Source organism: Pantoea sp. UBA5035 (assembly GCF_002415245.1).
GTDB classification, from domain to species: Bacteria; Pseudomonadota; Gammaproteobacteria; order Enterobacterales; family Enterobacteriaceae; genus Pantoea; species Pantoea septica.
The window spans coordinates 26204-48288 of the sequence record NZ_DICD01000007.1; the positions used below are offsets into that span (position 1 = coordinate 26204).

Sequence of the window (22085 nt, forward strand, 5' to 3'; positions counted from 1 at the left end):
CGCTAGTTACGGTTACGGTGGACTTTAATAACGTCCGGCATCACGCGAATTTTACGCATAATATTCGCCAGATGGACGCGATCGCGCGCGGTCAGGCGGATAAACGCGCTGTAAACGCGGCCGTCGCGCTCTTCGGTGTTGAGACTCTGGATATTCGAGCCCGCGGTATTAATCGCCGCCGTCAGGTTCGCCAGCGCGCCCTGATGGTTGAACATGTCGACTTTAATCTCCGCCACAAACTCCTGGTCGGTGACCTTATCCCATTCCACCGGCATGAATTTTTCCGGCTCTTTCTGGTAGCCGCGAATATTACGACAGGATTCGTGATGCACCACCAGTCCCTTGCCGGGACTGACGTGGGCCACGATGGGATCGCCGGGAATCGGACGGCAACATTTAGCGAAGGTGATCAGGACGCCGTCTGCGCCTTTGATCGGCAGTTTGCCGCGTTTGCTGCTGCTCGGCGGCGTCGCATTGCTCGACTGCAGCAGGTTCTTCGCCACCACCACGCTCATGGCGTTGCCGAGGCCGATCTCCGCCAGCAGGTCGTCCAGCGACGTCAGCTTCATGCGATCCAGCTCTTGCTTGATGTTCGCGGGCGAGATCTCCGCCAGCTTGCGGCTGCCGCCGAGCGCGTGGCTCAGCAGACGACGGCCAAGATTGACGGAGTCTTCGCGCTTGAGGTTTTTCAGCAGCTGACGAATTTTGGCGCGCGCTTTGGAGCTGACGACGAAGTTGAGCCAGGCGGCGTTGGGTCGCGCGCCCGGCGCCGTAATGATCTCTACCGTCTGGCCGCTGGTCAGCGGCTGCGAGAGCGGATAGGGCTGGCGATCGACGCGCGCGCCGACGCAGGCATGGCCGATATCGGTATGCACCGCATAGGCGAAATCGACCGGCGTCGCGCCGGCCGGCAGTTCGACGATGCGGCCTTCCGGCGTAAAGACGTAAATTTCGTCAGGGAAGAGATCGGATTTCACGCTCTCGATAAATTCAAAAGAACTGCCCGCGCTCTGCTGCAGCTCCAGCAGGCTTTGCAGCCAGCGCTGGGCGCGAATCTGCGCGGTAGTGCCGCTTTCGCCCGCCTGTTTATAAGCCCAGTGCGCGGCGACCCCCATTTCTGCCATCTGATCCATATCTTCGGTACGGATCTGCACCTCGACCGGCACGCCGTGCGGACCGATCATCGAGGTATGCAGCGACTGATAGCCGTTGGCTTTGGGGATAGCGATATAATCTTTCATTCGGCCTGGACGCGGTTTGTACAGGCTGTGCATCTGACCGAGCACGCGATAGCAGGTGTCCACGTCCTTCACGATCACGCGGAAAGCGTAGATATCCATGATGGAGTGAAAACGCTGCTCTTTCAGCGTCATTTTGCGGTAGATAGAGTAGAGATGTTTTTCACGGCCGCTGACGCGGCAGGGAATGCCCGCTTCCTGCAGACGCCCGTCGATTTCCGACAGGATCTTCTGAATCATCTCTTTGCGGTTGCCGCGCGCCGCTTTGACGACCTCTTTAATCACGCGATAGCGATTAGGATAGAGCGCCTCGAAGCCCAGCTCTTCCAGCTCGATTTTCAGGTGATGGATACCCAGGCGATGCGCCAGCGGACTGTAGATCTCCAGAGTTTCCAGCGCGATGCGACGACGCTTGTCTGGACGCAGCGAGCCCAGCGTACGCATATTGTGCGTGCGGTCGGCCAGCTTGATGAGAATGACGCGGATATCCTGCACCATCGCCATGATCATCTTGCGGAAGTTCTCAGCCTGCGCCTCTTTCTTGTCGCGGAAGGTCAGCTTATCCAGCTTGGATACGCCTTCCACTAGCTCCGCCACGCTTTTGCCGAACAGCTGCTCCATATCCTGATAGGTTGCCGGCGTGTCTTCGATCACGTCGTGCAGCAGCGCGGCCATGAGCGTTTCATGGTCGAGCTTCATTTCCGCCAGAATGCAGGCGACCGCAACAGGATGGGTAATGTAGGGCTCGCCGCTGGAGCGTGTCTGTCCCTCGTGAGCATCACGTGCGACAAGATACGCTTGCTGGAGGCGCTTGATTTGCTCCTCCGGCAGGTATTTTTCAATCAGCTGATTGAGGCTTTCAAACAGATACAAGGTTGGCCTGCAGGTTGCTGTTAACGACGGCCTTCAGCGATAGCGGTAACGGCTTGTAATTCAGCGGCTTCCTGCTCTTGCTGTTCCTGACGATCGCGCACGTCGAGGATCTGGTTGGTGATCAGGCCTTCTTCGATTTCGCGCAGGGCGATAACGGTGGCTTTATCGTTCTCTTCCGGAACCAGCGGATCTTTGCCGCCTACCTGCATCTGACGTGCACGACGTGCAGCGACCAACACCAGGTCAAAACGGTTACCAATTTTTTCTACTGCGTCCTGAACGGTTACGCGTGCCATAGGTGTGCTACTCCACAGATGAAGAAATGACTGGGCATAATACTGAAACTGTCTTCAGACTGCCAATAGTTTGCTGATTAAAGCATCATGACGCGCCTTCTGGCGCCCCATGCGCAGGCGTTCAGCGCGGATGATGGTCTTCAGATCGGACAGCGCCAGATCGAAATCATCATTGATAATTAAATAGTCGTATTCGGCGTAGTGGCTCATCTCGGAGACCGCCTGAGCCATGCGGCGGGCAATCACCTCTTCGCTATCCTGACCCCGGCCGCGCAGACGGCGGTCGAGCTCGTCTTGCGAAGGCGGCAGCACGAAGATGCTGCGCGCGGCGGGCATTTTCGCACGGATCTGCTGCGCGCCCTGCCAGTCGATATCAAGGAACACATCGACGCCGGTAGAGAGCACCTGCTCGATCGCTTTACGCGACGTGCCGTAATAGTTGTCGAAGACTTTTGCATGCTCGAGGAAGGCGTCTTCCGCGATCATCGCTTCAAATTCATCTTTTGAGACGAAGTAATAGTGTTCGCCATGGGCTTCACCGGGACGCATGCCGCGGGTGGTGTGAGAAACAGACACCTGCGTATCGTACAGCGGTTGTGTCTTCAGTAACGCCTGAATCAGGCTGGATTTACCCGCGCCGCTGGGGGCGGAAACAATAAAAAGCGTGCCTTGAGCCATGGTCTTCTTGAATTGAGTAAAGAGCGGAGTCGATTTCCTGCAAAGTATACACGGCTTAGGGCCGTCACGCAGCGTTTGCGCATGGCGCTGCGCTAAATCTTTTGCGGCACGGCGCGTAAAACGGCCTTTTCCAGCCTGCAAACGCCCCTGTTTTCTGCCTGTTCCCTTCCGTTCTGCTGTTTTGGCTGTCGCCTTGTTGCTTCCGTGCCGTTTCAATAGGCGAAACGTCGAGGAGGCTCATGATGAAAGAGACGCTACGCCTGCTGCTGTGCCTGTTGTTGCTGGCTGCCTATCCGGCACGCGCGCTTTGCCCGGTATGGACGCCTGCGCGCGCCGGAGAGGAGATCGCCCGTCTGCAGCGGCAGCTGGAGCGCTGGGACGAAGCCTACTATCGCGACGGCAAGAGCCTGGTCAGCGATGCGGACTACGATACGCTGCTGCAGCGGCTAAAAAGCTGGCAGCGCTGCTTCGTGCCCACTCGCCCGAGCTATGCTTCTCAGCTGCCCGCCAGCGGCAGGGTCGCGCATCCGGTGGCGCATACCGGCGTAAAAAAAGTGCGCGATAAGCTGGCGCTGGCGTACTGGATGCAGGATCGGCGCGACCTATGGGTGCAGCCCAAAATCGACGGCGTCGCGGTTACGTTGGTCTACGAGGCGGGAAAGCTGGCGGCGTTAATTAGCCGCGGCGATGGCCTGCACGGCGAGTCCTGGTTAGCGAAAGCGCCCTATATTTCCGCCATCCCGCTGAAGATCGAGAGCGATGCGCCGCGGGTGGTGCTGCAGGGCGAACTCTTTCTGAAGATGACCGATCATCGCCAGTCGCGCGACGGCGGCAAAAACGCGCGGGCGCAGGTAGCGGGCGCGCTGATGAGTCAGAGCCTTGGGCCACTGCTGGCCGATATCGGTCTGTTTATCTGGGGATGGCCGGATGGGCCCGCCGCGATGACGGATCGCCTGCGGCAGCTTGCCGGCTGGGGACTGGGTCTGGCGCAAACGTGGAGTCAGTCCGTACGCGACGAGGAAGAGGTGGCGGTCTGGCGCGATCGCTGGTTCAACGCGCCGTTGCCTTTCGCAACGGACGGCGTGGTGGTGCATCAGACGACGCGTCCCGCCGGACAAAGCTGGATGCCTGGCGAAGGTGACTGGGCGGTGGCGTGGAAATTTGAGCCGCCGGACGTCACCAGTGAAGTACGTTCGGTAGATTTTACCACCGGTCGCACCGGCAATATTACCGTGGTGCTTACCCTTCAGCCGGTCGCGCTCGACGACAAAATCGTCCGGCGCGTGAACATCGGCTCGCTGCGGCGCTGGCGGACATGGGACGTTATCGCCGGCGATCAGGTGGCCATTAGCCTGGCGGGACAGGGCATTCCTCGTCTGGAAAGAGTGATATGGCGAGTCGCAAAACGCGACTACCCGCAGCCGCCGGATGCTGAAAGCTTTACGCCGCTCAGCTGCCTGAGCGTGACGCCCGCCTGCCGCCAGCAGCTACTGGCGCGTCTGAGCTGGCTAAGCCAGAAATCGGTGCTGGATATCGCCGGCGTGCAGCGCAGCACCTGGCTGCGGCTGCTGGAGAACCGCGCCATGTCGCATCTTTTCTCCTGGCTGACGCTGACGCCGGATCAAATCGCGCAGAGCTCAGGCATCAGTCCGACGCGCGCGCAGCAGCTCTGGCATAGGTTCAACCTGACGCGTCAGCAGCCGCTGCGCCGCTGGATCGGCGCGCTCGGCATACCGCTGCCGCAGCGCGCGCTAAACGCCTTGCCGGACAGGACCTGGGATGAGGTGCAGCAGCGCGACGTGCAGCAGTGGCAGGCGCTGCCGGGCGTCGGCGCGATCCTGGCACAGCGTATTCACACTATGCTGCAGGACGCGCGCATACAAAAACTGATCGCGTTTCTGCGGCGGCAGGGCATACCGGGTGAGGTCAGTGCTCCGGGTGGGGATAGTTGAAAACAGGCAGGCCAAGCCGGAAGCGCAGCGCCAGCAGGCGCGCCAGAAAACCGAACAACAGGGTAATAATCACCACGGCCTCATGCGCCAGCGAGGTTTTCAGCAGCAGGATATAGATCCAGCCGGAGGCGAAGGCGATACCGGCATAGAGCTCTTTCTGAAACACCAGCGGAATACGATTACAGAACATATCGCGCAGCACACCGCCGAATACGCCGGTAATCACTGCGGCGATGGCGGCAATAATCATCGCATGGCCGCTGTCCAGCGCGACCTGCGCGCCAATAATCGAGAAAACCACCAGGCCCAGCGCATCCAGCACCAGGAATACTTTGCGCAGGTGGGTCATCAGCGGCGCAAGCCAGGTCGTCAGCACGGCGGCGGCGGCAACGATCATGATGTATTCTGGATGCTTCACCCAGCCGAGCGGGTAATGACCCAGTAAAATATCCCGCACCGATCCGCCGCCAATCGCCGTTACCGACGCGATGATAATCACGCCGAACAGATCCATTTTGCGTCGTCCGGCGGCAAGCGCGCCTGTCATGGCTTCCGCCGTAATGCCGATAATATAGAGGACGGTTAATAACATAGCTGGCTCCAGAAGGTGGGCGACAAGGCTACGGGGTGAGTAAAATATCAGCAACTGAGAATTTCTCAGGCGATCGCTTCGCATCAGTTTAACTTATGACGGCCTGCGGAAAAACGCCGACGTAGCGGGAAAGCGAGCGCAGCGCTGCGGCTGCGGGATAAGAAAAACGAATTATCAGTACGGCCAGAGATTAAGCGAAGCGCTATTAAGGCGAGGTTTACGGGGAAAGCGCGAAAAACGCCGCTTAGTCAGTCAGGAACGTCTGGGAAAGAAATAAAAAATATAGCGCGGATAAAAAGAAAAAAGCGTGCTGTCGCCAGCACGCGAATGCATCTTGTCAGATGCCCAGAGCCCACCATACAGACTTGTTTTTATTATGCGATTCTTGCGCGAATGCGACTGTAGTCTTTGAGATTAAAACGATATTCCGGCTGAAAGCTCGAGCGGCCATAATAGCAGTAGATCAGCATGCGAATAGAAGCCATTGCCAGATAACCCCAGATGACGCACAGTACCGACGGCGTCAGCCAGACAGTAAATAACGTTACGCCAAGTCCAACAAGCACAGACAACGTTTCAGTAAAGGCGATGCGAGTATATTGTTTTTCGCGCTGTAAAACGGCGCGGTAATGTTGTCCCTGAGGAATAATAATAAAAATTACAGAGACCATTTCCAGCATAATAGCCAGTTCGGGCTGCTGCAGGTAGTTGCCGATAAGATCGCTGCCGGTAAACAGCACGGCGAAAATAACCAGGCTCAGCAGCATATTGCCCCAGTAAAGCATCGACTGATCGCGTACCGACAGCGTGCCGCTGCGGATCAGTGCGTTGGAAAAGCTGCGGTCAGCCAGCGTATCGATGACCAGCAGCCCGATGATGGCGATCGCCAGCAGGTTCAGCTCGTTAGCCTGCAGTATTTGCGCCAGTAAAGAGAGCTGAAGCACCCCAATGCCGATGATTTTAATCGATGAAAGAATCGACCACTTTGCGCCGGTAAAGCTTCGTTCACGTATCGCCATGATATGCTCGTTAGGTACAGGTACCGAGTAAAATGTGACGTATGAAATAGCAGGCTATTTCACACTAATAATTAATGCCATTCGCCTGCGCGAAGTCCAGACGCAGTACGCCAGGCCTCACCTGTTATTATTGATTCAATGCGATGGATTTCTGAAACGTAAATAATTTCCCCATTATTATTATTATCCCGGCACAGGGCCGTCTTTTCTGTGGTTAACAGAAAAGCGGCCAGGTCCTGGGCAAATCCTTTTATATTTTTATATTCTCCAGCCAGCATCCTACCGGCGATCTCAACAAGTTCTTCTTCTGACAGCAGAGCCGTAGTTGAGCAATCCATTTTTTATTTCCTGGTGTTGTTATTTTTAAGTGTTGCTGTGTGTGGCTAATTTATACCTCGTTTTTTTTAATTCCACACCATCAGAAAAGTCCGATAACGTCGCTGCAGAAATAAATGGATTCACTCTTTGCATGAAAATTTTTTAACTTCCGTTCTAAAGGTTTATTAATCGTTGTGCAGTAAAAAGGGTAAACCGCGGGTATAAAAAATGCGCATCCGCAGAGAATGCATGTATTTCAGGCGTTACAGCGAAACGGCAGCGCTCGCTACCCAGGACTTTTCCCGGATAGCGGGCTTTAATGAAACTGTTGTGAATCGAGAAGAGGGCTTATGAAAAAGGTGAAAGCGCTTATGCGTTTTTACTGAACTTTTTTCACTTTTCTGAGCCGTAAGGCCCAGCCATGACTAAAGATCGGCGGCTTCTTCGCCGGTTTTACTGGGTGAGCAGGCAGTTGAGACGCGCAAGATCGCTTTTTACCCATTCAATATCCTGAGAAAACTTCCCATCAGACATAAGTGGCTGGCGATAAACCACCATCACGACTTCCGCGCCCTGTTCATTGGCGACCACGCGCATCGGCATATAAATCTCTTTACCAAAGCCGTTGTCAATCCAGTGATCCATGACGCCAAAGGGATTATGCGGGGTAAAGCGAAGCTTTACTGAACCTTCAGGCCCGCGAGCGCGCCAGTAACTGCCTTCCTGCTCCAGCGTGCTGCTGCTTAGCCCGGAAGCCCATTTGGCGAAGTATTCCGGCTTCCAGATAGTTTCATACAAATCTAACCAGTTACGCGCAATGGTCTGACTGACAACCTGGGACAACAACATGCTACCTCCGGAACCGGGTTAAAAAGGCATTAAAGCATGTTGGGTGCAGGGGGAGAATCACGCGCAACCAGAAGTGTGGCGCAGACAGGGTTTCATCCGGCAGGCCGGACGGCCTGCCGGGAGCGGTCAGAGGAAACGTCCGCGCGCGTCAATCAGCTGGCACTCAGCGCGACCATCGGCGTAACGCAGCACATAGCTGTCCGACTGCGCCATAACCGCACAGCTGTGATTAGGGTAGATACGCAGCAGGGCGCCGACGCGGGGCGCGCGATCCTGCCAGGCGATAAAGCCATGCTCCTCCGACAGCTTGCTAATTTCATAGCAGGTGCCGCTCTCATCGACGGCGATGCCGAAGCCGCTGGCGCTGGTGCCGTGCGGCCCTTTATCCGAACTCAACATTTTGGAACCGGCATCGATAATAGCGAAATAGCGGTTTACCGCCACCACGCGAGCGATCACGCTCAGCGCCAGCTCATCAACGCGGCTCAGGCCGAGGCGGCAGGCGGTCAGATCGAGCAGGGCGTAGTTTCCCGGACGGATCTCATCGGTTCCGTCGGCTACCGGCGCGGCGAGCGCCGTGGGCGTCGCGCCGACGGAAACGGGGCAGTCGTCGAAACCCGCTGCGCGCAGCTGGCTTTGCACCTGCTGCATCAGCCGCGCCTCTTCCAGAGCGATCTCCGCAATGGCGTTGCGGTTCCCCGCGCCGTAGGCGTGCCCGGCGTGCGAGACCAGACCTGCAAAACGTAGCCGCGCTGCCTGCATTGCCTGCGCCAGCTTTACCGCGTCGTCGCGATGCGGATCGATACCGATACGGTGGAGTCCGACATCTACTTTAATCGCTACCCGAACATCGGCATCAGGCTGCTGGCGCAGCGCCTCGGCGATAGCGGCTACGCCATGCGGCGCATCGACAATCAGCGTCACTTTCGCCTGATGCTGCGCCGCCAGCTTCAGCAGCGGCGCAATGCTGTCGGCGCGAATCACCGGGTAGGCCAGCAGGATGTCGCGCTCGCCGCCGCGTATAAAGACTTCGCCTTCGCCTGGTTTGGATACGGTGATGCCGCAGGCGCCCAGCGAACGCTGGCGGCGGGCGATATAGAGGCTTTTATGCGTTTTGATATGGGGACGAAGCGCGACGCCTGCGCGGCTGGCTTTTTCCTGCATGCTCTGCAGATTGGTTTCCAGCCTGTCGGCGTCGATTTCAATATAGGGCGTCAGGCGATCGTCAGGCAGAGGACGTTGCCAGCGTTGGTTCATATCCATACGAGGTTCCTGCACAAACAGAGAAAACCTCATCATTCAGCAATCTGCTGCGAGATGCCAGCCGCAGAAAGCGAAAACCGCATCATGAACGTCGTCATGATGCGGACAGGGAACAGACTAAACGTAGAGCGAGGCTTCACCCGGCGGGCGGGTTTTGAAGCGGCGGTGCAGCCACAGATACTGCTCCGGCGCGCGCAGAATCTGGCTTTCGATCACCTTGTTCATATAGGCGGCGGCGGCCGCTTCATCGGTGTGCGGGTAGTTTTCCAGCTCGGGATCGATAATCAGCTGATAGCCGTAGTTATCGGGATTACGGATCAGCGAGATGGTCAGCATCGCCGGATTGGCCAGGCGCGACAGAACGAAGGTGCCGTTGGTCGTTGCGGCTTTCTCAACGGCGAACAGCGGAGCAAAGACGCTGCCTTTCGGGCCGTAATCCTGATCCGGCGCAAACCACACCGATTCGCCTTTCTTCAGCGCATGCACCATACCGCGCAGATCGCGTCGATCGATCATCGCCTTGTTGGATCGCATACGGCCTTTGGTCTGCGCCCACTCCATCGCACGGTTATTGTGAGGGCGGTACATCGCCATCATCGGCTGACACAAGCCGCTGATACGGCCGCCCAGCTCCAGCGACATAAAGTGCACGCCGATAACCATTACGCCGCGCTTCTGCTCCATGGCGGACCGCAGATGGTGCATGCCTGACACGTGAAACAGTTTTTTCACCGCGCGATCGGACCAGAACCAGGCGATGCCGGTTTCCACCAGCGCCATGCCCAGCGAAGCGAAGTTGCCCGCAATCATGCGTTCTATGTCGTGTTCGGCAATGCCGGGAAAGCAGAGTTCGATGTTGCGTCGCGTAATGCGTTCCCGACGCTTAAGGAAATGACGAGAGAGCGTGCCGGCGTTGGCGCCGAGACGCATCAGAACAGGATAAGGAAGCTGAACCAGCAGCCACAGGATGCCCAGACCTAACCAGGTTAACCAGTACCGCGGATGCAGCATTGAACGGCAGAAAGCTCCGGTCTTTTTCATAGCGCACCTTTATGTGATGAGTGTATGTATCGCATAAAGAAGCACTTCCCTAAGTTCCCCAGGCGCTACAGCTTGTAGTCATTCGGACCGGCACATTAGCAAAAAGTGCCGCGAAAGAAAGTGAAACTGCGGAATCATATGGAGATGAATGTTTCATTGAACAGGTGATTATCGTAGAGAGGAATAATGTGTCTGATAAAATAACCAACATAAACAAATGGTTAAATAAAAATCGAAGCGGTAGCCTATAGCAGGCGCACTAACATTAAGAGTGGTCTGGAAATGAATGCTTATGTTTATTTACGCAGAATTTACGCTAGCGGACAGAGAAAACGGCGAAAAGCTCGCCCGAAGGCGAGTCTTGCGTTCAGCAGGCGTCGCCTGTCACTCGATGTTCTGAATCTGCTCGCGCATCTGTTCGATTAATACCTTCAGCTCAATCGCCGATGCGGTGACGTCCGCATTGATCGATTTCGACCCCAGCGTGTTCGATTCGCGGTTGAACTCCTGCATCATAAAGTCGAGGCGGCGGCCGACGGCCTCTTTTTTGCCAAGGATGTTATAGGTCTCTTTAACATGCGCTTCCAGGCGATCCAGCTCTTCCGCAACGTCGATGCGCTGCGCCATCATCACCAGCTCCTGCTCGAGACGGTTGTTTTCCAGCTGCACTTCCGCCTCTTCCAGCTTCGCCACCAGACGCTCGCGCTGCCATTTCAGGATCTCAGGCATCTGGGCGCGTACTTTCGCTACTTCCTGCTTCACGCCTTCGAGGCGCTGTTCGATCATACCTTTCAGCGCGGCGCCTTCGCTTTCGCGCGCGACGATGAAGTCATCCAGCGCGCCGTCCAGCGCGCTCAGTAGCTGGGCGTTAATCGCATCGAGATCCTGTTCCTGCGCGGACATGACGCCAGGCCAGCGCAGAATATCCATCGGATTGATGGCGCCTTCGTCGCTCTGCATCTTCACCCAGTTGGCGGCCTGCACCAGCTGCTTCGCCAGGGTTTCATTCAGCATCAGTTCGCCCTGCGCGCCGGGATCGGCGTCGAAACGCAGGTTGCACTCGATTTTGCCGCGCGTCAGGCGCTGACGAATGCGTTCGCGGATAACCGGCTCCAGGCTGCGAAACTGCTCCGGCAGACGGATATAGGTTTCAAGGTAACGCTGGTTAACGGAGCGAAGCTCCCAGGCGGCGCTGCCCCAGGTGCCTTTGGCTTCGCGGCGGGCGTAAGCGGTCATACTGCGGATCATAATCGGCTACTCTTTGTCAGAAATTATGCAGCAAGTATAGCGACACCCGCCGCGCGCTAACAGGCATAAGCGCAGGTGCGGGCGAATAAGGAAACATTTCCGCTTTTGCGGACAGACACTTATGATGGCCGCTAACCGTTTTGATAAGGATACCGCCGATGTTCCGCTCTGTTGCTCTTTCCGTGGCGCTGGCCGCGCTGCTGGCCGGTTGCCAGGCGCCGCGTCCGCTTCCGCCGCCGACCAAACCGATTGCCGTATGCGCCGGCGGCGAAATGATGATGCAGACCACGCTCTGGTTCGGTCTCAGCAAACCGCAGGGCGGAATGGTGAGCCGCAATGACTGGCAGCAGTTCCTTGATAAAGAGGTGACGCCGCGCTTCAAAGCGGGACTCAGCGTCTACGACGCCAACGGCCAGTGGCTGGAGAAAAGCGGCAAGCTGGCGCGTGAGCCGAGCAAGGCGCTGATGCTTATTCACGGCGCGGAGAACGGCGTCAACGACGATATCGAAGCGCTGCGCACGCTTTACAAGCAACGCTTCGGCCAGGAGTCAGTAATGCGCGTCGACGCGCCGGTGTGCGTGGGATTCTGAATAAAAACGGCGGCGGGAAGGCCGCCGTACAGAGATTAGATAAACAGACCGGCGAAGGCGGCCGACAGCAGGCTCACCAGCGTGGAGCCGTAGACCAGCTTCCAGCCGAACCGGGAGACCACATTGCCCTGCTGTTCGTTCAGTCCTTTGATCGCGCCGGCAACGATGCCGATCGAGGCGACGTTGGCGAACGACACCAGGAACACTGAGAGAATGCCCAGCCCGCGCGGCGTCATGCCGGCCGCCACCTTCTGCAACTCAATCATCGCCACGAACTCATTCGCCACCAGCTTGGTCGCCATAATACTGGCGGCCTGCAGGGCGTCGGCGGCAGGAATGCCGATCAGCCAGGCGAACGGATAGAAGAGATAACCGAGGATCTGCTGGAAGCTGTAGCCGAAAAGCGCGCTAAATAGCGCATTGACCGCGGCGATCAGCGCGATAAAACCGATCAGCATCGCCAGAATAATCATCGCGACCTTGAAGCCTGCCAGGATGTACTCGCCGAGCATCTCGAAAAAGCTTTGCTCTTCATGCAGCTTATCGAGCGGGATCGCCGCTTCATCCTGCGCTTTGCCGGGATTGATAATCGAGAGAATAATAAAGGTGCTGAACATATTGAGCAGCAGCGCGGCGACCACATATTTCGGCTCGATCATCGACATATAGGCGCCGACGATAGAGAGCGACACGGTAGACATCGCCGTGGCGGCCATGGTGTAAAGGCGCTTTGGCGGAATATCGCCCAGAATGCCTTTATAGGCGATAAAGTTTTCCGACTGGCCGAGCACCAGCGTGCTGACGGCGTTGAACGACTCGAGCTTGCCCATGCCGTTGACTTTCGACAGCAGCATGCCCACCAGCCGAATCAGCAGCGGCAAAATGCGCCAGTGCTGCAGAATGCCGATTAGCGCCGAGATAAACACGATGGGGCAGAGCACGCCAAGAAAGATAAAGGCCAGCCCTTGCTTGCTCATACTGCCAAACACGAAGTCGGTGCCCTGCGCGGCGAAGGTCAGCAGCTTCTCAAAAAAGCCGCTGAAGGCGCCGACCGCCGCCTGTCCGCTGGCGGAGTGCAGGAAAAACCAGCCCAGCGCGGCTTCCACCACGATCAGCTGCACGATATAACGCAGGCGTATCTGTTTGCGGTCATGACTGACCAGCAGCGCAAGGGCGAAAATCACCGCCAGCGCCAGCAGGAAATGAAGAATTGAGTTCATACTTTTTATTTTCAGTGAGTGAGGAAGGCGCATTTAGCCACAGACCGCGCGGAAATTCATCCGCCGATGCGTCATCCCGTCAGCAAGACAGGCGACGAGGAAGTCCGTATAATGCGCAGCCAATTCATTGCAGCCGGAGATTACCATGCGTCCAGCAGGCCGAAGCGCACAGCAGGTGCGTCCCGTCACCCTGACCCGAAACTACACCAAACATGCCGAGGGCTCAGTATTGGTGGAGTTCGGCGAAACCAAAGTGCTCTGCACTGCTACCGTGGAAGAGAGTGTCCCGCGTTTCCTGAAAGGTCAGGGACAAGGCTGGGTAACCGCCGAATATGGCATGCTGCCGCGCTCTACCCATAGCCGTATGGCGCGTGAAGCGGCCAAAGGCAAACAGGGCGGACGTACGCTGGAAATTCAGCGCCTGATCGCCCGCTCGCTGCGCGCGGCGGTCGATCTCAAAGCGCTGGGCGAATTCACCATCACGCTGGACTGCGACGTGATCCAGGCAGACGGCGGCACGCGCACCGCGTCGATTACCGGTGCCTGCGTAGCGCTGGCCGATGCGCTGAACAAGCTGGTGGCCGACGGCAAGCTGAAGGCGAATCCGATGAAAGGCATGGTGGCGGCGATTTCCGTCGGCATCGTCGAAGGCGAAGCGCGCTGCGATCTGGAGTATGTAGAGGACTCCGCCGCCGAAACCGACATGAACGTGGTGATGCTGGAAGATGGCCGCATGATCGAAGTGCAGGGCACGGCGGAAGGCGAGCCGTTCAGCCATGAGGAGCTGCTGTCGCTGCTCGCGCTGGCGCGCGGTGGCATCGAGGAACTGATTCAGGCGCAGAAAGCGGCGCTGAACAACTGATTTACCAGGCGACCAGAGAGTCGCCTTTTTTTTTGCGAGAGGAGTGAGAGATGAAAGCCTGGCAGCGTCAGTTTATTGAATTCGCCCTGAACAAGCAGGTGCTGAAGTTCGGCGAATTTACCCTGAAGTCTGGCCGTAAAAGCCCCTATTTTTTCAATGCCGGCCTGTTCAACAGCGGTCGCGATCTGGCGCTGCTGGGCCGTTTCTACGCGCAGGCGTTAGTGGACGGCGGCGTCGACTTCGATCTGCTGTTCGGACCCGCCTATAAAGGCATTCCTATCGCCACCACCACCGCCGTGGCGCTGGCCGATCACCATGACCGCGACGTGCCTTACTGCTTTAACCGCAAAGAGGCGAAAGATCATGGCGAAGGCGGCCTGCTGGTAGGCAGCCCGCTGGCGGGCCGCGTCATGCTGGTGGATGACGTCATCACCGCCGGCACGGCGATCCGCGAATCGATGGATATTATCAACGCGCATAACGCCACGCTGGCCGGCGTGCTGATTTCTCTCGATCGACAAGAGCGCGGACGCGGCGATATTTCAGCGATTCAGGAGGTGGAGCGCGACTATAAATGTCAGGTTACCGCCATCATTACCCTGAAGGATCTGATTAACTACCTGGAAGAGAAGCCGGAAATGGCGGACCATCTGGCGAACGTGCGCGCCTATCAGAAAGAGTACGGTATTTAATGTCGATAGCTTCCCTTTCCCGCTCGGGAAAGGGAAGCCAGCCCGGCTGGCGTGCCCGGACTACACCAGCTGCGCGGCCAGCAGCGGCCAGCGGATATCGAAGTCGGCGGTCGGCCGAAAACGAAACTCCGAGCGCACGTAGCGCGACAGGATGCCTTCGCAAAAAGCCAGCAGCTGGCTTGCCAGCAGCGCCTCGTCCGTCTCAAAACCTTCGCCTTCACGCATTCTGCGTTCGCGCATCACCTGACGCAGCTGCACTTCAATACGTTCAAACAGCTGATTGATGCGTCCCTGCAGGCGATCCTGCTCAAACATCAGCGCATGACCGGTCAAAATGCGGGTCAGCCCCGGATTACGCTCACCAAATCCCAGAATCAGCTGCACGATAAGACGCAGGCGCGCCATCGTCTCTTTTTCATCTTTCAGGATCAGATTGATGCGGGTAATCAGACTGTCTTCAATAAATTCAATCAGGCTGTCGAACATGCGCGTTTTGCTGGGAAAGTGGCGATAGAGCGCCGCTTCAGAAACGCCGACGTTAGCCGCCAGCTTGGCGGTGGTAATGCGCTGGCTACCGTCACTGGATTCCAGCATTTGCGCCAACGCCTGCAAAATTTCTTCGCGACGGTTCCGTTTGGCGAGTTTTTTTTCTGCCATGACCTTAAAAACCCCTGAAATTCACCTTAAACAGGCACACCTTCCTGTCAGCCCTAAGCGCGAGGCTTAAGGCTGAGTGGAAATAAACAGATGGTTAAGCAAAAATGGGCGTTACTGACGGCCTGAATGGCCGAAACCGCCTTCCCCACGGGCGCTGGCGTCGAAATCTTCCACCAGGTTGAACTCCGCCTGTACGACCGGCACGAAGACCAGCTGCGCGAGACGATCCCCCGGCTGCAGCGTAAAGCTCTGCTGGCCGCGGTTCCAGACTGATACCATCAGCTGGCCCTGGTAGTCAGAGTCAATCAGGCCCACCAGATTGCCCAGCACGATGCCGTGCTTATGACCCAGGCCGGAACGCGGCAGGATAACCGCCGCCAGGCCGGGATCGCCGATGTGGATCGCCAGGCCGGTCGGCACCAGCGTGGTCATACCGGGCGTGATTTCCAGCGCGCTCTCCAGGCAGGCGCGCAAATCGAGCCCGGCGGAGCCAGAGGTCGCGTAGGTCGGCAGCGGAAACTCCGCGCCCACGCGCGCATCAAGAATCTTTACGTCGATTTTTTTCATCATAAAGGCGGACAATCTCGTCTAATAAATGTTGGCCAAGGAGCGTCTTATCGCTAAGCGGTAAGCGTTTTTCTCCCTCCTGCCAAAAAAGGTGAAGCGCGTTGGTATCGCTGTTAAAGCCCTGTCCGGCTTCCGCTACGTCGTTAGCGCAGATCAGGTCCAGATTTTTTCTTACCCGTTTTTGTCGTGCGTATTCTTCCACATTCTGGGTTTCTGCGGCAAATCCAACCACGTAGGGCCGGTTCTGCGGCAGTGCGGCGACGCCCGCCACGATATCCGGGTTTTTCACCAGCTGGAGCGTGACGGCATCATCTTCGCCGCCCTGCTTTTTCATCTTTTCCGCCGCGATCGTCGCGGCGCGATAGTCCGCAACGGCGGCGCTGGCGATAAAAATGTGCTGTTTCGCCGCGTCAGCCATGACGGCGGCCTCCATCTCCAGCGCGGAGGTCACGTCGATTCGGCGAACCGCCGGCGGCGTCGGCAGGCTTACCGGGCCGCTCACCAGCGTCACGCTGGCGCCACGGCTGGCGGCGGCGGCGGCAATGGCGAAGCCCATCTTGCCGGAGCTATGGTTGCTGATATAGCGCACCGGGTCGAGCGCTTCGCGCGTTGGACCGGCGGTGATCATAATGTTGAGATGTTGCAGATCGTTGACGGGCGACGCCCACTGCGCCGCATGGTCGACAATCGCCAGCGGATCGAGCATGCGGCCAGGGCCCACGTCGCCGCACGCCTGGCTGCCGCTGTCGGGCCCCCAAATCAGCAGGCCGCGCGCCGCAAGCTGCTGCAGGTTATGCTGCGTGACGGCGGCGCGATACATCTGCTGATTCATCGCTGGCACCACAGCCACGGGCGCGGCGGTGGCGAGACAGGCGGTGGTCACCAAATCGTTGGCCATGCCAGCATTCAGACGGGCGATAAGATCGGCCGACGCCGGCGCCAGCACCACTAAATCGGCCCATTTCGCCAGTTCGATATGGCCCATCGCCGCTTCGGCCGCGGGATCGAGCAGGTCTTCGAATACCGGATGGCCGGAAACGGCCTGCAGGCTGAGCGGCGTAATAAAGGCTTTGGCGGCGGGCGTCATCATAACGCGCACCTCGGCGCCGCGATCGCGCAGGCGACGCACCAGCTCGGGCGCTTTATACGCCGCGATGCCGCCGCTCACGCCAAGCAGAATTTTTTTTCCGGCTAATCCCATCATGCTGTAGGCCTCATTTCGCTGGATGCCGCGTCAGACGCGGCCGGGTGGCAGGACTGTATCATAAAGCCGACCCCGCGCCTTTTCACCTCCTGCGTTTGCGAGCCGCCTCGTAAATCCGGCAGAGGTTACTGGTTAAGTATACAGTATTTAATCATGATGTCGTCAACGGCAGGAGGCATTTATGGACAGTATGACACCACGGGAAAAACTGCGTTTGATGGGCGCAGAGGCGTTAAGCGACGTCGAGCTGCTGGCGATCTTTCTGCGCACCGGCACGGTCGGCGCGAATGTCATCACGCTGGCGCAGCAGATGCTGCAGCGATTCGGCTCCCTTTACCACATCATGACCGCGGCGCCGGCGGAGTTCGACGCGATAAAAGGCGTCGGCGCCGCCAAGCTGGCGCAGCTGCACGCCATCGCTGAACTGGCGCGGCGCTTTTTCGCCAGTCAGATGGCGCGGGAAGATGTCATGGCGAACCCGCAGGTCACGCGACACTATCTGCAGAGCGTGCTGGCGCATCAGGAGCGGGAAATCTTTATGGCGCTGTTTCTTGATAATCAGCACCGCGTATTACAGGCGCAGAAGATCTTTATGGGCTCTATCAACAGCGTCGAGGTGCATCCGCGCGAAATCGTGCGCGAGGCGTTGAAGCTTAACGCGGCGGCGATTATTCTCGCGCATAATCATCCTTCCGGCATGGCGGAGCCGAGCCGCGCCGATCGCCATATTACGCATAAGGTCAGCGCGGCCTGCACCCTGCTGAATATACGCCTGCTCGATCATCTGGTGATCGGTCACGGCGAATATGTCTCTTTTGCGGAGCGCGGCTGGCTGTAAAAAGCCAGGGCCGGCAGGTGCAGATGGCGGGTTTTTGCACGATCTTCCGGGATCTTTATCTGTTCGGGACTTGAGCACTTGCGCTGAGCGGCGTATACTACGCCACCTTTGAGAATCTCGGGTTTGGCGTTTGGGCCAGCTTAGCGGGTTCACATGGAACTCGCCTGGCGGGCTATGAGCCTGACGAGGCGGCCAAGACCTAGTTTTTAAAGCTCGAGCTGATTTGATTTTTGGAGAATAGACATGTCACGAGTCTGCCAGGTAACTGGAAAGCGTCCGGTGACCGGTAACAACCGTTCCCACGCAATGAACGCGACGAAACGCCGTTTCCTTCCGAACCTGCACTCACACCGTTTTTGGGTTGAGAGCGAGAAGCGCTTCGTTACTCTTCGTGTATCTGCTAAAGGTATGCGTGTTATTGATAAAAAGGGCATCGATACGGTTCTGGCCGAAATCCGCGCCCGTGGTGAGAAGTACTAAGGAACTGAATCATGGCTAAAGGTATTCGTGAGAAGATCAAGCTGGTTTCCTCTGCTGGTACAGGTCACTTCTATACCACCACGAAGAACAAACGTACTAAACCTGAGAAGCTGGAACTGAAAAAGTTCGATCCGGTTGTACGTCAGCACGTGATCTACAAAGAAGCCAAAATTAAATAATTTTGGTGTTCTGTGAAAAACCCGGCTTCGGCCGGGTTTTTTGTTTTTGCCGCTTTTTGAGGAGAGAACATGCCGGAATTACCCGAGGTCGAAACCAGCCGACGCGGCATAGAACCGCATCTGGTGGGCGAAAAAATTTTACATGCGGTGGTGCGCAATGGTCGCCTGCGCTGGCCGGTGTCGCAGGAGATCCATGCGCTCAGCGACCAGCCTGTGCTGAGCGTGCAGCGCCGCGCCAAATATCTGCTGCTGGAGCTGCCGCATGGCTGGATCATTATCCACCTCGGCATGTCCGGCAGCCTGCGCGTGCTGCCGGAAGAGCAGCCCGCTGCGAAACACGATCATGTCGATTTGGTGATGAGCAACGGCAAAGTGCTGCGCTACACCGATCCGCGCCGCTTCGGCGCCTGGCTGTGGAGCACCGATCCTGAAGGCAGCAACGTGCTGGCGCACCTGGGGCCTGAACCGCTCGGCGACGCCTTTAGCGGCGACTATCTGTATGAGAAGTCGCGCGGCAAGCGTACGGCGGTTAAACAGTGGCTGATGGACAACAAGGTGGTGGTCGGCGTCGGCAATATCTACGCCAGCGAGTCGCTGTTCACGGCAGGGATCCTGCCCGATCGTCCGGCAATGAGCCTGAGCGATGAAGAGGCGCAGCGTCTGGCCGCGACCATTAAAGCGGTATTGCTGCGTTCGATAGAGCAGGGCGGCACCACGCTGCGTGACTTTTTACAGAGCGACGGCAAGCCCGGCTATTTCGCTCAGGAGCTGCAGGTTTACGGCCGCGCCGGCGAACCCTGTCGCGCCTGCGGCACGCCCATCGTCAGCGGCAAGCATGGGCAGCGCAGCACCTTCTGGTGCCCCAACTGCCAGCGTTAATCAGGCCAGCTTCGCCAGCAGCGCCTGCAGCACGTGCGGCGGCAGAAAGGCGCTGACGTCGCCGCCGTGACGCGCCACCTCTTTGACCAGCGAAGAAGAGACGAAAGAGAAGCCTTCGGTCGGCATCAGAAACACGCTCTCCAGCGTCGGCAGCAGATGGCGGTTCATATGGGCGAGCTGCATCTCATACTCGAAGTCGGAAACCGCGCGCAGGCCGCGCACCAGCACGTTGGCCTGCTGCGCCCGGGCGAAGTTCGCCATCAAATCACTAAATCCCGCCACCTCGACGTTCGGCAGATGCGCCACCATGTTTTGCGCCAGTTCGACGCGCTCGTCCAGGCTAAACATCGGCTTCTTGCTCGGGCTGGCGGCGACCGCCAGCACCACCCGATCGAACATCCGCGCGGCGCGCGTCACGATATCGAGATGGCCGAGCGTAACGGGATCGAAGGTTCCGGGATAAATCGCTTTAGTGCTCATAGACGGCCTTTGTCTGCGGCATGATTCAGCGCCCACAGCGCGGAATATTTGTTAAAGGTGTACTGCGCGTTGACCACGGCCAGAATCCAGCCCTGTTTGCCGTCGAGAAAGCCTGCGCGCAGCAAAAGCGTTTTCAGAAAGGCGCCCAGCGTATGGGAAAAAACAGAGAAGAGGCCGCAGCGCTTGCCGCGCTGATGGCGCTCCTGCGCCCAGGCGGCGGCGTAGGCCAGCTGCTTCTGCTGGAAAACGATCAGGTCACGGCAGGTGAGATGTTGCAGGTCGCCCTGCAGCCGCACCACCGGCGCGCCCTGCGTTTCCAGCGACTCGTGCACCAGGTTATCGTTATAGCTCAGCGCGCGCGGATAGAGGCGCATAACGCGATCCGGGTACCAGCCGCTGTGACGCATAAAGCGGCCGAGAAAGAGGTTGCTGCGGTTCAGGCTGTAGACGGTACCGGAAGGCGGCTGCGTCAGTACCGCTTCAATGCTGGCGCGCAGCGTCGGCGTCACGCGCTCGTCGGCATCGATCATCAGAATCATCTCGCCGCTGGCGTAGCGCTGCGCGCGCTGGCGCTGTTTGCCGAATCCGGCCCACGCCTCGGCGTGATAGACTTTAGCGCCAGCCTGGCGCGCAATCTCGGCGGTCTCGTCGCTGCTGCCGGCGTCCAGCAGGATAATCTCGTCCGCCCAGCTGACGGAGGCGAGACAATCGGGCAGTAGTGCCGCTTCGTTTTTGGCGATCATCACTACGGAAAGGCGTTGGCGAGCGGTCATCAGTGGGCCCGCGGCGGTAAATGGGGTTCAAGCAACTGCAGCAAACGCTGCAGCGCGCCCTGATTCTGATGCAGCACTTCGACCGCATGACGGCCGTAATAAAGACGGTAATCCTCATCCTGCAGCAGATTGGTCACCTCTTTCTCCAGCGATATCACGTCGGTGACGGTTATCAGGCCCTGAGCCTGCTGCAGCCTGGCGCAGATATCCTTAAAGTTCCAGATATGGGGGCCCATCAGCACCGGAATGGCGTGGGCGGCAGGCTCCAGCGGATTGTGTCCGCCGCGCTCTACCAGGCTGCCGCCGACGAAAGCGAGGTCGGCGATGCCATAAAGCAGCATCAGCTCGCCCATGGTGTCGCCGATCACCACCTGGGTCGAACCGGAAGGAATTTCGCCGCTGCTGCGCAGAATAAAGCTGAAGTTGCGTTTCTGCGTCAGGTTGCGCGCATCGGTGAAACGTTCCGGATGGCGCGGCACCAGAATTAAAAGCAGATCGGGAAAGGTTTGCAGCAGGCGACGATGGGCGTCCAGCACGATCGCCTCTTCCCCTTCGTGAGTGCTGGTGGCGATCCAGACCGGACGGCGCGGCGCCCACTGACGACGCAGCGTTATCGCTCTGGCGGCCAGTTCGGGCGTTACGGAAATATCGAATTTCAGGCTGCCGGTCACTGCCAGCTGCGAGCGTTTTAGCCCCAGCGCAAGAAAGCGGTCGGCATCTTCCGTATTCTGCGCGGCAATCAGGGTAATGCGCTGCAGCAGGTCGCGCATAAAGCCGCCCAGTTTGCGATAGCCTTTAGCGGAACGCTCCGACAGGCGCGCATTGGCGATGACCAGCGGGATCTGACGCTGATGCAGGATGCGGATAATATTGGGCCACAGCTCGGTTTCCATGATGATCACCAGCCGCGGATTGACCGTGTCGAGAAAACGGTTGATGGCGCCAGGCAGATCGTAAGGCAGATAAACGTGATGCACATCTTTGCCGAACGCCGACTGCGCGCGCTCAGAGCCGGTCGGCGTCATGGTAGTCACGGTAATCGGCAAGGTCGGATAACGATGACGCAGCGCGCGCACCAGAGGAACCGCTGCCAGGGTTTCGCCGACAGAGACCGAATGCAGCACGATACCGTCCGGCTCCACTTTTCCCGTGCAGTAGCCGTAGCGCTCTGCCCAGCGTTTACGGTACGCCGGCGCTTTACGGCCGCGCAGCCAGAGGCGCAGCCAGATGAGCGGCTGGATGAGGTAAAGCAGAACGGTATAGAGGGTTGTCATAGTTATCGTTTCGACAGCCTGGC

24 protein-coding genes and 1 pseudogene are annotated in these 22085 nt (G+C 58.1%); 8 read left to right on the plus strand and 17 right to left on the minus strand.

The features are described from left to right. Positions 1-2: 2 nt before the first annotated feature. The 3 genes from spoT to gmk are packed head-to-tail and all read right to left on the minus strand — an operon-like array spanning position 3 to position 3085. The gene (gene spoT / locus B3229_RS04305) at positions 3-2111 is read right to left on the minus strand and encodes a bifunctional GTP diphosphokinase/guanosine-3',5'-bis pyrophosphate 3'-pyrophosphohydrolase (RefSeq protein ID WP_033754265.1); all 2109 of its coding nucleotides are present in this window, start codon (positions 2109-2111) and stop codon (positions 3-5) included. A gap of 20 nt (positions 2112-2131) precedes the next feature. Further along, entirely contained in the window at positions 2132-2407 is a 276-nt protein-coding gene (gene rpoZ / locus B3229_RS04310) for a DNA-directed RNA polymerase subunit omega (RefSeq protein WP_013511051.1), read from the minus strand. A gap of 54 nt (positions 2408-2461) precedes the next feature. After that, on the minus strand, positions 2462-3085 hold the full coding sequence (gene gmk / locus B3229_RS04315) for a guanylate kinase (protein ID WP_033754269.1): 624 nt from the start codon (positions 3083-3085) through the stop codon (positions 2462-2464). A 242-nt stretch (positions 3086-3327) separates the two neighbouring features. Here gmk and ligB point away from each other — a divergent pair. Next, positions 3328-5071 (plus strand): annotated as a pseudogene (gene ligB, locus B3229_RS04320) (NAD-dependent DNA ligase LigB); the annotation flags it as partial. Here ligB and B3229_RS04325 read toward each other — a convergent pair. The 7 genes from B3229_RS04325 to B3229_RS04355 form a co-directional block, all read right to left on the minus strand. Continuing rightward, entirely contained in the window at positions 5012-5629 is a 618-nt protein-coding gene (locus B3229_RS04325) for a trimeric intracellular cation channel family protein (protein ID WP_033754272.1), read from the minus strand. The pseudogene ligB and the gene B3229_RS04325 sit on opposite strands and share 60 nt — an antisense overlap. A 374-nt stretch (positions 5630-6003) precedes the next feature. Continuing rightward, positions 6004-6648, minus strand: coding sequence for an oligosaccharide flippase family protein (locus B3229_RS04330; RefSeq protein ID WP_286868955.1), 645 nt, complete (start codon positions 6646-6648; stop codon positions 6004-6006). Between the two features lie 71 nt (positions 6649-6719). Then, positions 6720-6986 (minus strand): hypothetical protein, encoded by a 267-nt coding sequence (locus B3229_RS04335; RefSeq protein WP_286868957.1) that lies wholly within the window; start codon positions 6984-6986, stop codon positions 6720-6722. A gap of 433 nt (positions 6987-7419) precedes the next feature. Then, on the minus strand, positions 7420-7815 hold the full coding sequence (locus B3229_RS04340; RefSeq protein WP_286868959.1) for a polyketide cyclase: 396 nt from the start codon (positions 7813-7815) through the stop codon (positions 7420-7422). Between the two features lie 126 nt (positions 7816-7941). Next, complete coding sequence (locus B3229_RS04345; protein ID WP_286868962.1) at positions 7942-9078, minus strand: alanine racemase; 1137 nt, start codon at positions 9076-9078, stop codon at positions 7942-7944. Positions 9079-9195: 117 nt separating this feature from the next. Beyond that, positions 9196-10119, minus strand: a complete 924-nt coding sequence (gene lpxP / locus B3229_RS04350) for a kdo(2)-lipid IV(A) palmitoleoyltransferase (RefSeq protein WP_286868964.1) — start codon at positions 10117-10119, stop codon at positions 9196-9198. Between the two features lie 384 nt (positions 10120-10503). Then, entirely contained in the window at positions 10504-11367 is an 864-nt protein-coding gene (locus B3229_RS04355; protein WP_033754290.1) for a YicC/YloC family endoribonuclease, read from the minus strand. A gap of 158 nt (positions 11368-11525) precedes the next feature. Between B3229_RS04355 and B3229_RS04360 the strand changes: the two genes are divergently transcribed. Continuing rightward, complete coding sequence (locus B3229_RS04360; RefSeq protein WP_286868968.1) at positions 11526-11957, plus strand: DUF3574 domain-containing protein; 432 nt, start codon at positions 11526-11528, stop codon at positions 11955-11957. A 35-nt stretch (positions 11958-11992) separates the two neighbouring features. Here the strand turns inward: B3229_RS04360 and B3229_RS04365 are convergent, their stop codons facing one another. After that, positions 11993-13177, minus strand: coding sequence for a NupC/NupG family nucleoside CNT transporter (locus tag B3229_RS04365; protein WP_286868971.1), 1185 nt, complete (start codon positions 13175-13177; stop codon positions 11993-11995). Between the two features lie 145 nt (positions 13178-13322). On the opposite strand from B3229_RS04365, the gene rph reads away from it, so the two are divergent. Both rph and pyrE read left to right on the plus strand, forming a co-directional pair. Beyond that, positions 13323-14039 (plus strand): ribonuclease PH, encoded by a 717-nt coding sequence (gene rph, locus B3229_RS04370; RefSeq protein WP_033754298.1) that lies wholly within the window; start codon positions 13323-13325, stop codon positions 14037-14039. A 50-nt stretch (positions 14040-14089) separates the two neighbouring features. Beyond that, positions 14090-14731 carry an orotate phosphoribosyltransferase gene (pyrE, locus tag B3229_RS04375; protein WP_286868976.1) on the plus strand — a complete coding sequence of 214 codons (642 nt, stop codon included), beginning with the start codon at positions 14090-14092 and terminating at the stop codon, positions 14729-14731. Positions 14732-14791: 60 nt separating this feature from the next. Here the strand turns inward: pyrE and slmA are convergent, their stop codons facing one another. The 3 genes from slmA to coaBC all read right to left on the minus strand — a co-directional run bounded on the left by slmA (position 14792) and on the right by coaBC (position 17159). Further along, entirely contained in the window at positions 14792-15388 is a 597-nt protein-coding gene (gene slmA, locus B3229_RS04380) for a nucleoid occlusion factor SlmA (RefSeq protein WP_048782857.1), read from the minus strand. Between the two features lie 111 nt (positions 15389-15499). After that, the gene (dut, locus tag B3229_RS04385; protein WP_048782859.1) at positions 15500-15958 is read right to left on the minus strand and encodes a dUTP diphosphatase; all 459 of its coding nucleotides are present in this window, start codon (positions 15956-15958) and stop codon (positions 15500-15502) included. Then, the gene (gene coaBC / locus B3229_RS04390; protein ID WP_286868980.1) at positions 15927-17159 is read right to left on the minus strand and encodes a bifunctional phosphopantothenoylcysteine decarboxylase/phosphopantothenate--cysteine ligase CoaBC; all 1233 of its coding nucleotides are present in this window, start codon (positions 17157-17159) and stop codon (positions 15927-15929) included. The genes dut and coaBC overlap by 32 nt, the downstream gene beginning before the upstream one ends. Before the next feature lie 181 nt (positions 17160-17340). Between coaBC and radC the strand changes: the two genes are divergently transcribed. From radC to mutM, 4 genes are all read left to right on the plus strand, one after another. After that, complete coding sequence (radC, locus tag B3229_RS04395; RefSeq protein ID WP_286868983.1) at positions 17341-17997, plus strand: RadC family protein; 657 nt, start codon at positions 17341-17343, stop codon at positions 17995-17997. A 243-nt stretch (positions 17998-18240) separates the two neighbouring features. Beyond that, positions 18241-18477 (plus strand): 50S ribosomal protein L28, encoded by a 237-nt coding sequence (gene rpmB, locus B3229_RS04400; protein ID WP_010616494.1) that lies wholly within the window; start codon positions 18241-18243, stop codon positions 18475-18477. A gap of 11 nt (positions 18478-18488) precedes the next feature. Further along, on the plus strand, positions 18489-18656 hold the full coding sequence (gene rpmG, locus B3229_RS04405; RefSeq protein WP_001051798.1) for a 50S ribosomal protein L33: 168 nt from the start codon (positions 18489-18491) through the stop codon (positions 18654-18656). 69 nt (positions 18657-18725) lie between these two features. Then, positions 18726-19535 (plus strand): bifunctional DNA-formamidopyrimidine glycosylase/DNA-(apurinic or apyrimidinic site) lyase, encoded by an 810-nt coding sequence (mutM, locus tag B3229_RS04410; protein ID WP_033754315.1) that lies wholly within the window; start codon positions 18726-18728, stop codon positions 19533-19535. On the opposite strand, the gene coaD is transcribed toward mutM, so the two are convergent. Genes coaD through waaA form a run of 3 tightly spaced genes read right to left on the minus strand, consistent with a single transcriptional unit; the run spans position 19536 to position 22062 of the window. Continuing rightward, positions 19536-20015: a pantetheine-phosphate adenylyltransferase gene (coaD, locus tag B3229_RS04415; RefSeq protein ID WP_033754318.1), complete on the minus strand. Its 480-nt coding sequence runs from the start codon at positions 20013-20015 to the stop codon at positions 19536-19538. Further along, complete coding sequence (locus B3229_RS04420) at positions 20012-20788, minus strand: glycosyltransferase family 2 protein (RefSeq protein ID WP_286869738.1); 777 nt, start codon at positions 20786-20788, stop codon at positions 20012-20014. Before B3229_RS04420 ends, coaD begins: the two co-directional genes overlap by 4 nt. Further along, positions 20788-22062, minus strand: coding sequence for a lipid IV(A) 3-deoxy-D-manno-octulosonic acid transferase (waaA, locus tag B3229_RS04425; protein WP_048782874.1), 1275 nt, complete (start codon positions 22060-22062; stop codon positions 20788-20790). Before waaA ends, B3229_RS04420 begins: the two co-directional genes overlap by 1 nt. Positions 22063-22085: the final 23 nt, after the last annotated feature.

Coding starts and splice junctions, on each gene's coding strand:
- waaA (WP_048782874.1), bottom strand. CDS start 22,062: ATGACAACCCTCTATACCGTTCTGCTTTACCTCATCCAGCCGCTCATC.
- B3229_RS04365 (WP_286868971.1), bottom strand. CDS start 13,177: ATGAACTCAATTCTTCATTTCCTGCTGGCGCTGGCGGTGATTTTCGCC.
- B3229_RS04345 (WP_286868962.1), bottom strand. CDS start 9,078: ATGGATATGAACCAACGCTGGCAACGTCCTCTGCCTGACGATCGCCTG.
- B3229_RS04330 (WP_286868955.1), bottom strand. CDS start 6,648: ATGGCGATACGTGAACGAAGCTTTACCGGCGCAAAGTGGTCGATTCTT.
- rpmB (WP_010616494.1), top strand. CDS start 18,241: ATGTCACGAGTCTGCCAGGTAACTGGAAAGCGTCCGGTGACCGGTAAC.
- rph (WP_033754298.1), top strand. CDS start 13,323: ATGCGTCCAGCAGGCCGAAGCGCACAGCAGGTGCGTCCCGTCACCCTG.
- slmA (WP_048782857.1), bottom strand. CDS start 15,388: ATGGCAGAAAAAAAACTCGCCAAACGGAACCGTCGCGAAGAAATTTTG.
- radC (WP_286868983.1), top strand. CDS start 17,341: ATGGACAGTATGACACCACGGGAAAAACTGCGTTTGATGGGCGCAGAG.
- gmk (WP_033754269.1), bottom strand. CDS start 3,085: ATGGCTCAAGGCACGCTTTTTATTGTTTCCGCCCCCAGCGGCGCGGGT.
- B3229_RS04360 (WP_286868968.1), top strand. CDS start 11,526: ATGTTCCGCTCTGTTGCTCTTTCCGTGGCGCTGGCCGCGCTGCTGGCC.
- B3229_RS04335 (WP_286868957.1), bottom strand. CDS start 6,986: ATGGATTGCTCAACTACGGCTCTGCTGTCAGAAGAAGAACTTGTTGAG.
- B3229_RS04340 (WP_286868959.1), bottom strand. CDS start 7,815: ATGTTGTTGTCCCAGGTTGTCAGTCAGACCATTGCGCGTAACTGGTTA.
- pyrE (WP_286868976.1), top strand. CDS start 14,090: ATGAAAGCCTGGCAGCGTCAGTTTATTGAATTCGCCCTGAACAAGCAG.
- dut (WP_048782859.1), bottom strand. CDS start 15,958: ATGATGAAAAAAATCGACGTAAAGATTCTTGATGCGCGCGTGGGCGCG.
- coaD (WP_033754318.1), bottom strand. CDS start 20,015: ATGAGCACTAAAGCGATTTATCCCGGAACCTTCGATCCCGTTACGCTC.
- coaBC (WP_286868980.1), bottom strand. CDS start 17,159: ATGATGGGATTAGCCGGAAAAAAAATTCTGCTTGGCGTGAGCGGCGGC.
- B3229_RS04355 (WP_033754290.1), bottom strand. CDS start 11,367: ATGATCCGCAGTATGACCGCTTACGCCCGCCGCGAAGCCAAAGGCACC.
- rpmG (WP_001051798.1), top strand. CDS start 18,489: ATGGCTAAAGGTATTCGTGAGAAGATCAAGCTGGTTTCCTCTGCTGGT.
- rpoZ (WP_013511051.1), bottom strand. CDS start 2,407: ATGGCACGCGTAACCGTTCAGGACGCAGTAGAAAAAATTGGTAACCGT.
- B3229_RS04325 (WP_033754272.1), bottom strand. CDS start 5,629: ATGTTATTAACCGTCCTCTATATTATCGGCATTACGGCGGAAGCCATG.
- B3229_RS04420 (WP_286869738.1), bottom strand. CDS start 20,788: ATGACCGCTCGCCAACGCCTTTCCGTAGTGATGATCGCCAAAAACGAA.
- lpxP (WP_286868964.1), bottom strand. CDS start 10,119: ATGAAAAAGACCGGAGCTTTCTGCCGTTCAATGCTGCATCCGCGGTAC.
- mutM (WP_033754315.1), top strand. CDS start 18,726: ATGCCGGAATTACCCGAGGTCGAAACCAGCCGACGCGGCATAGAACCG.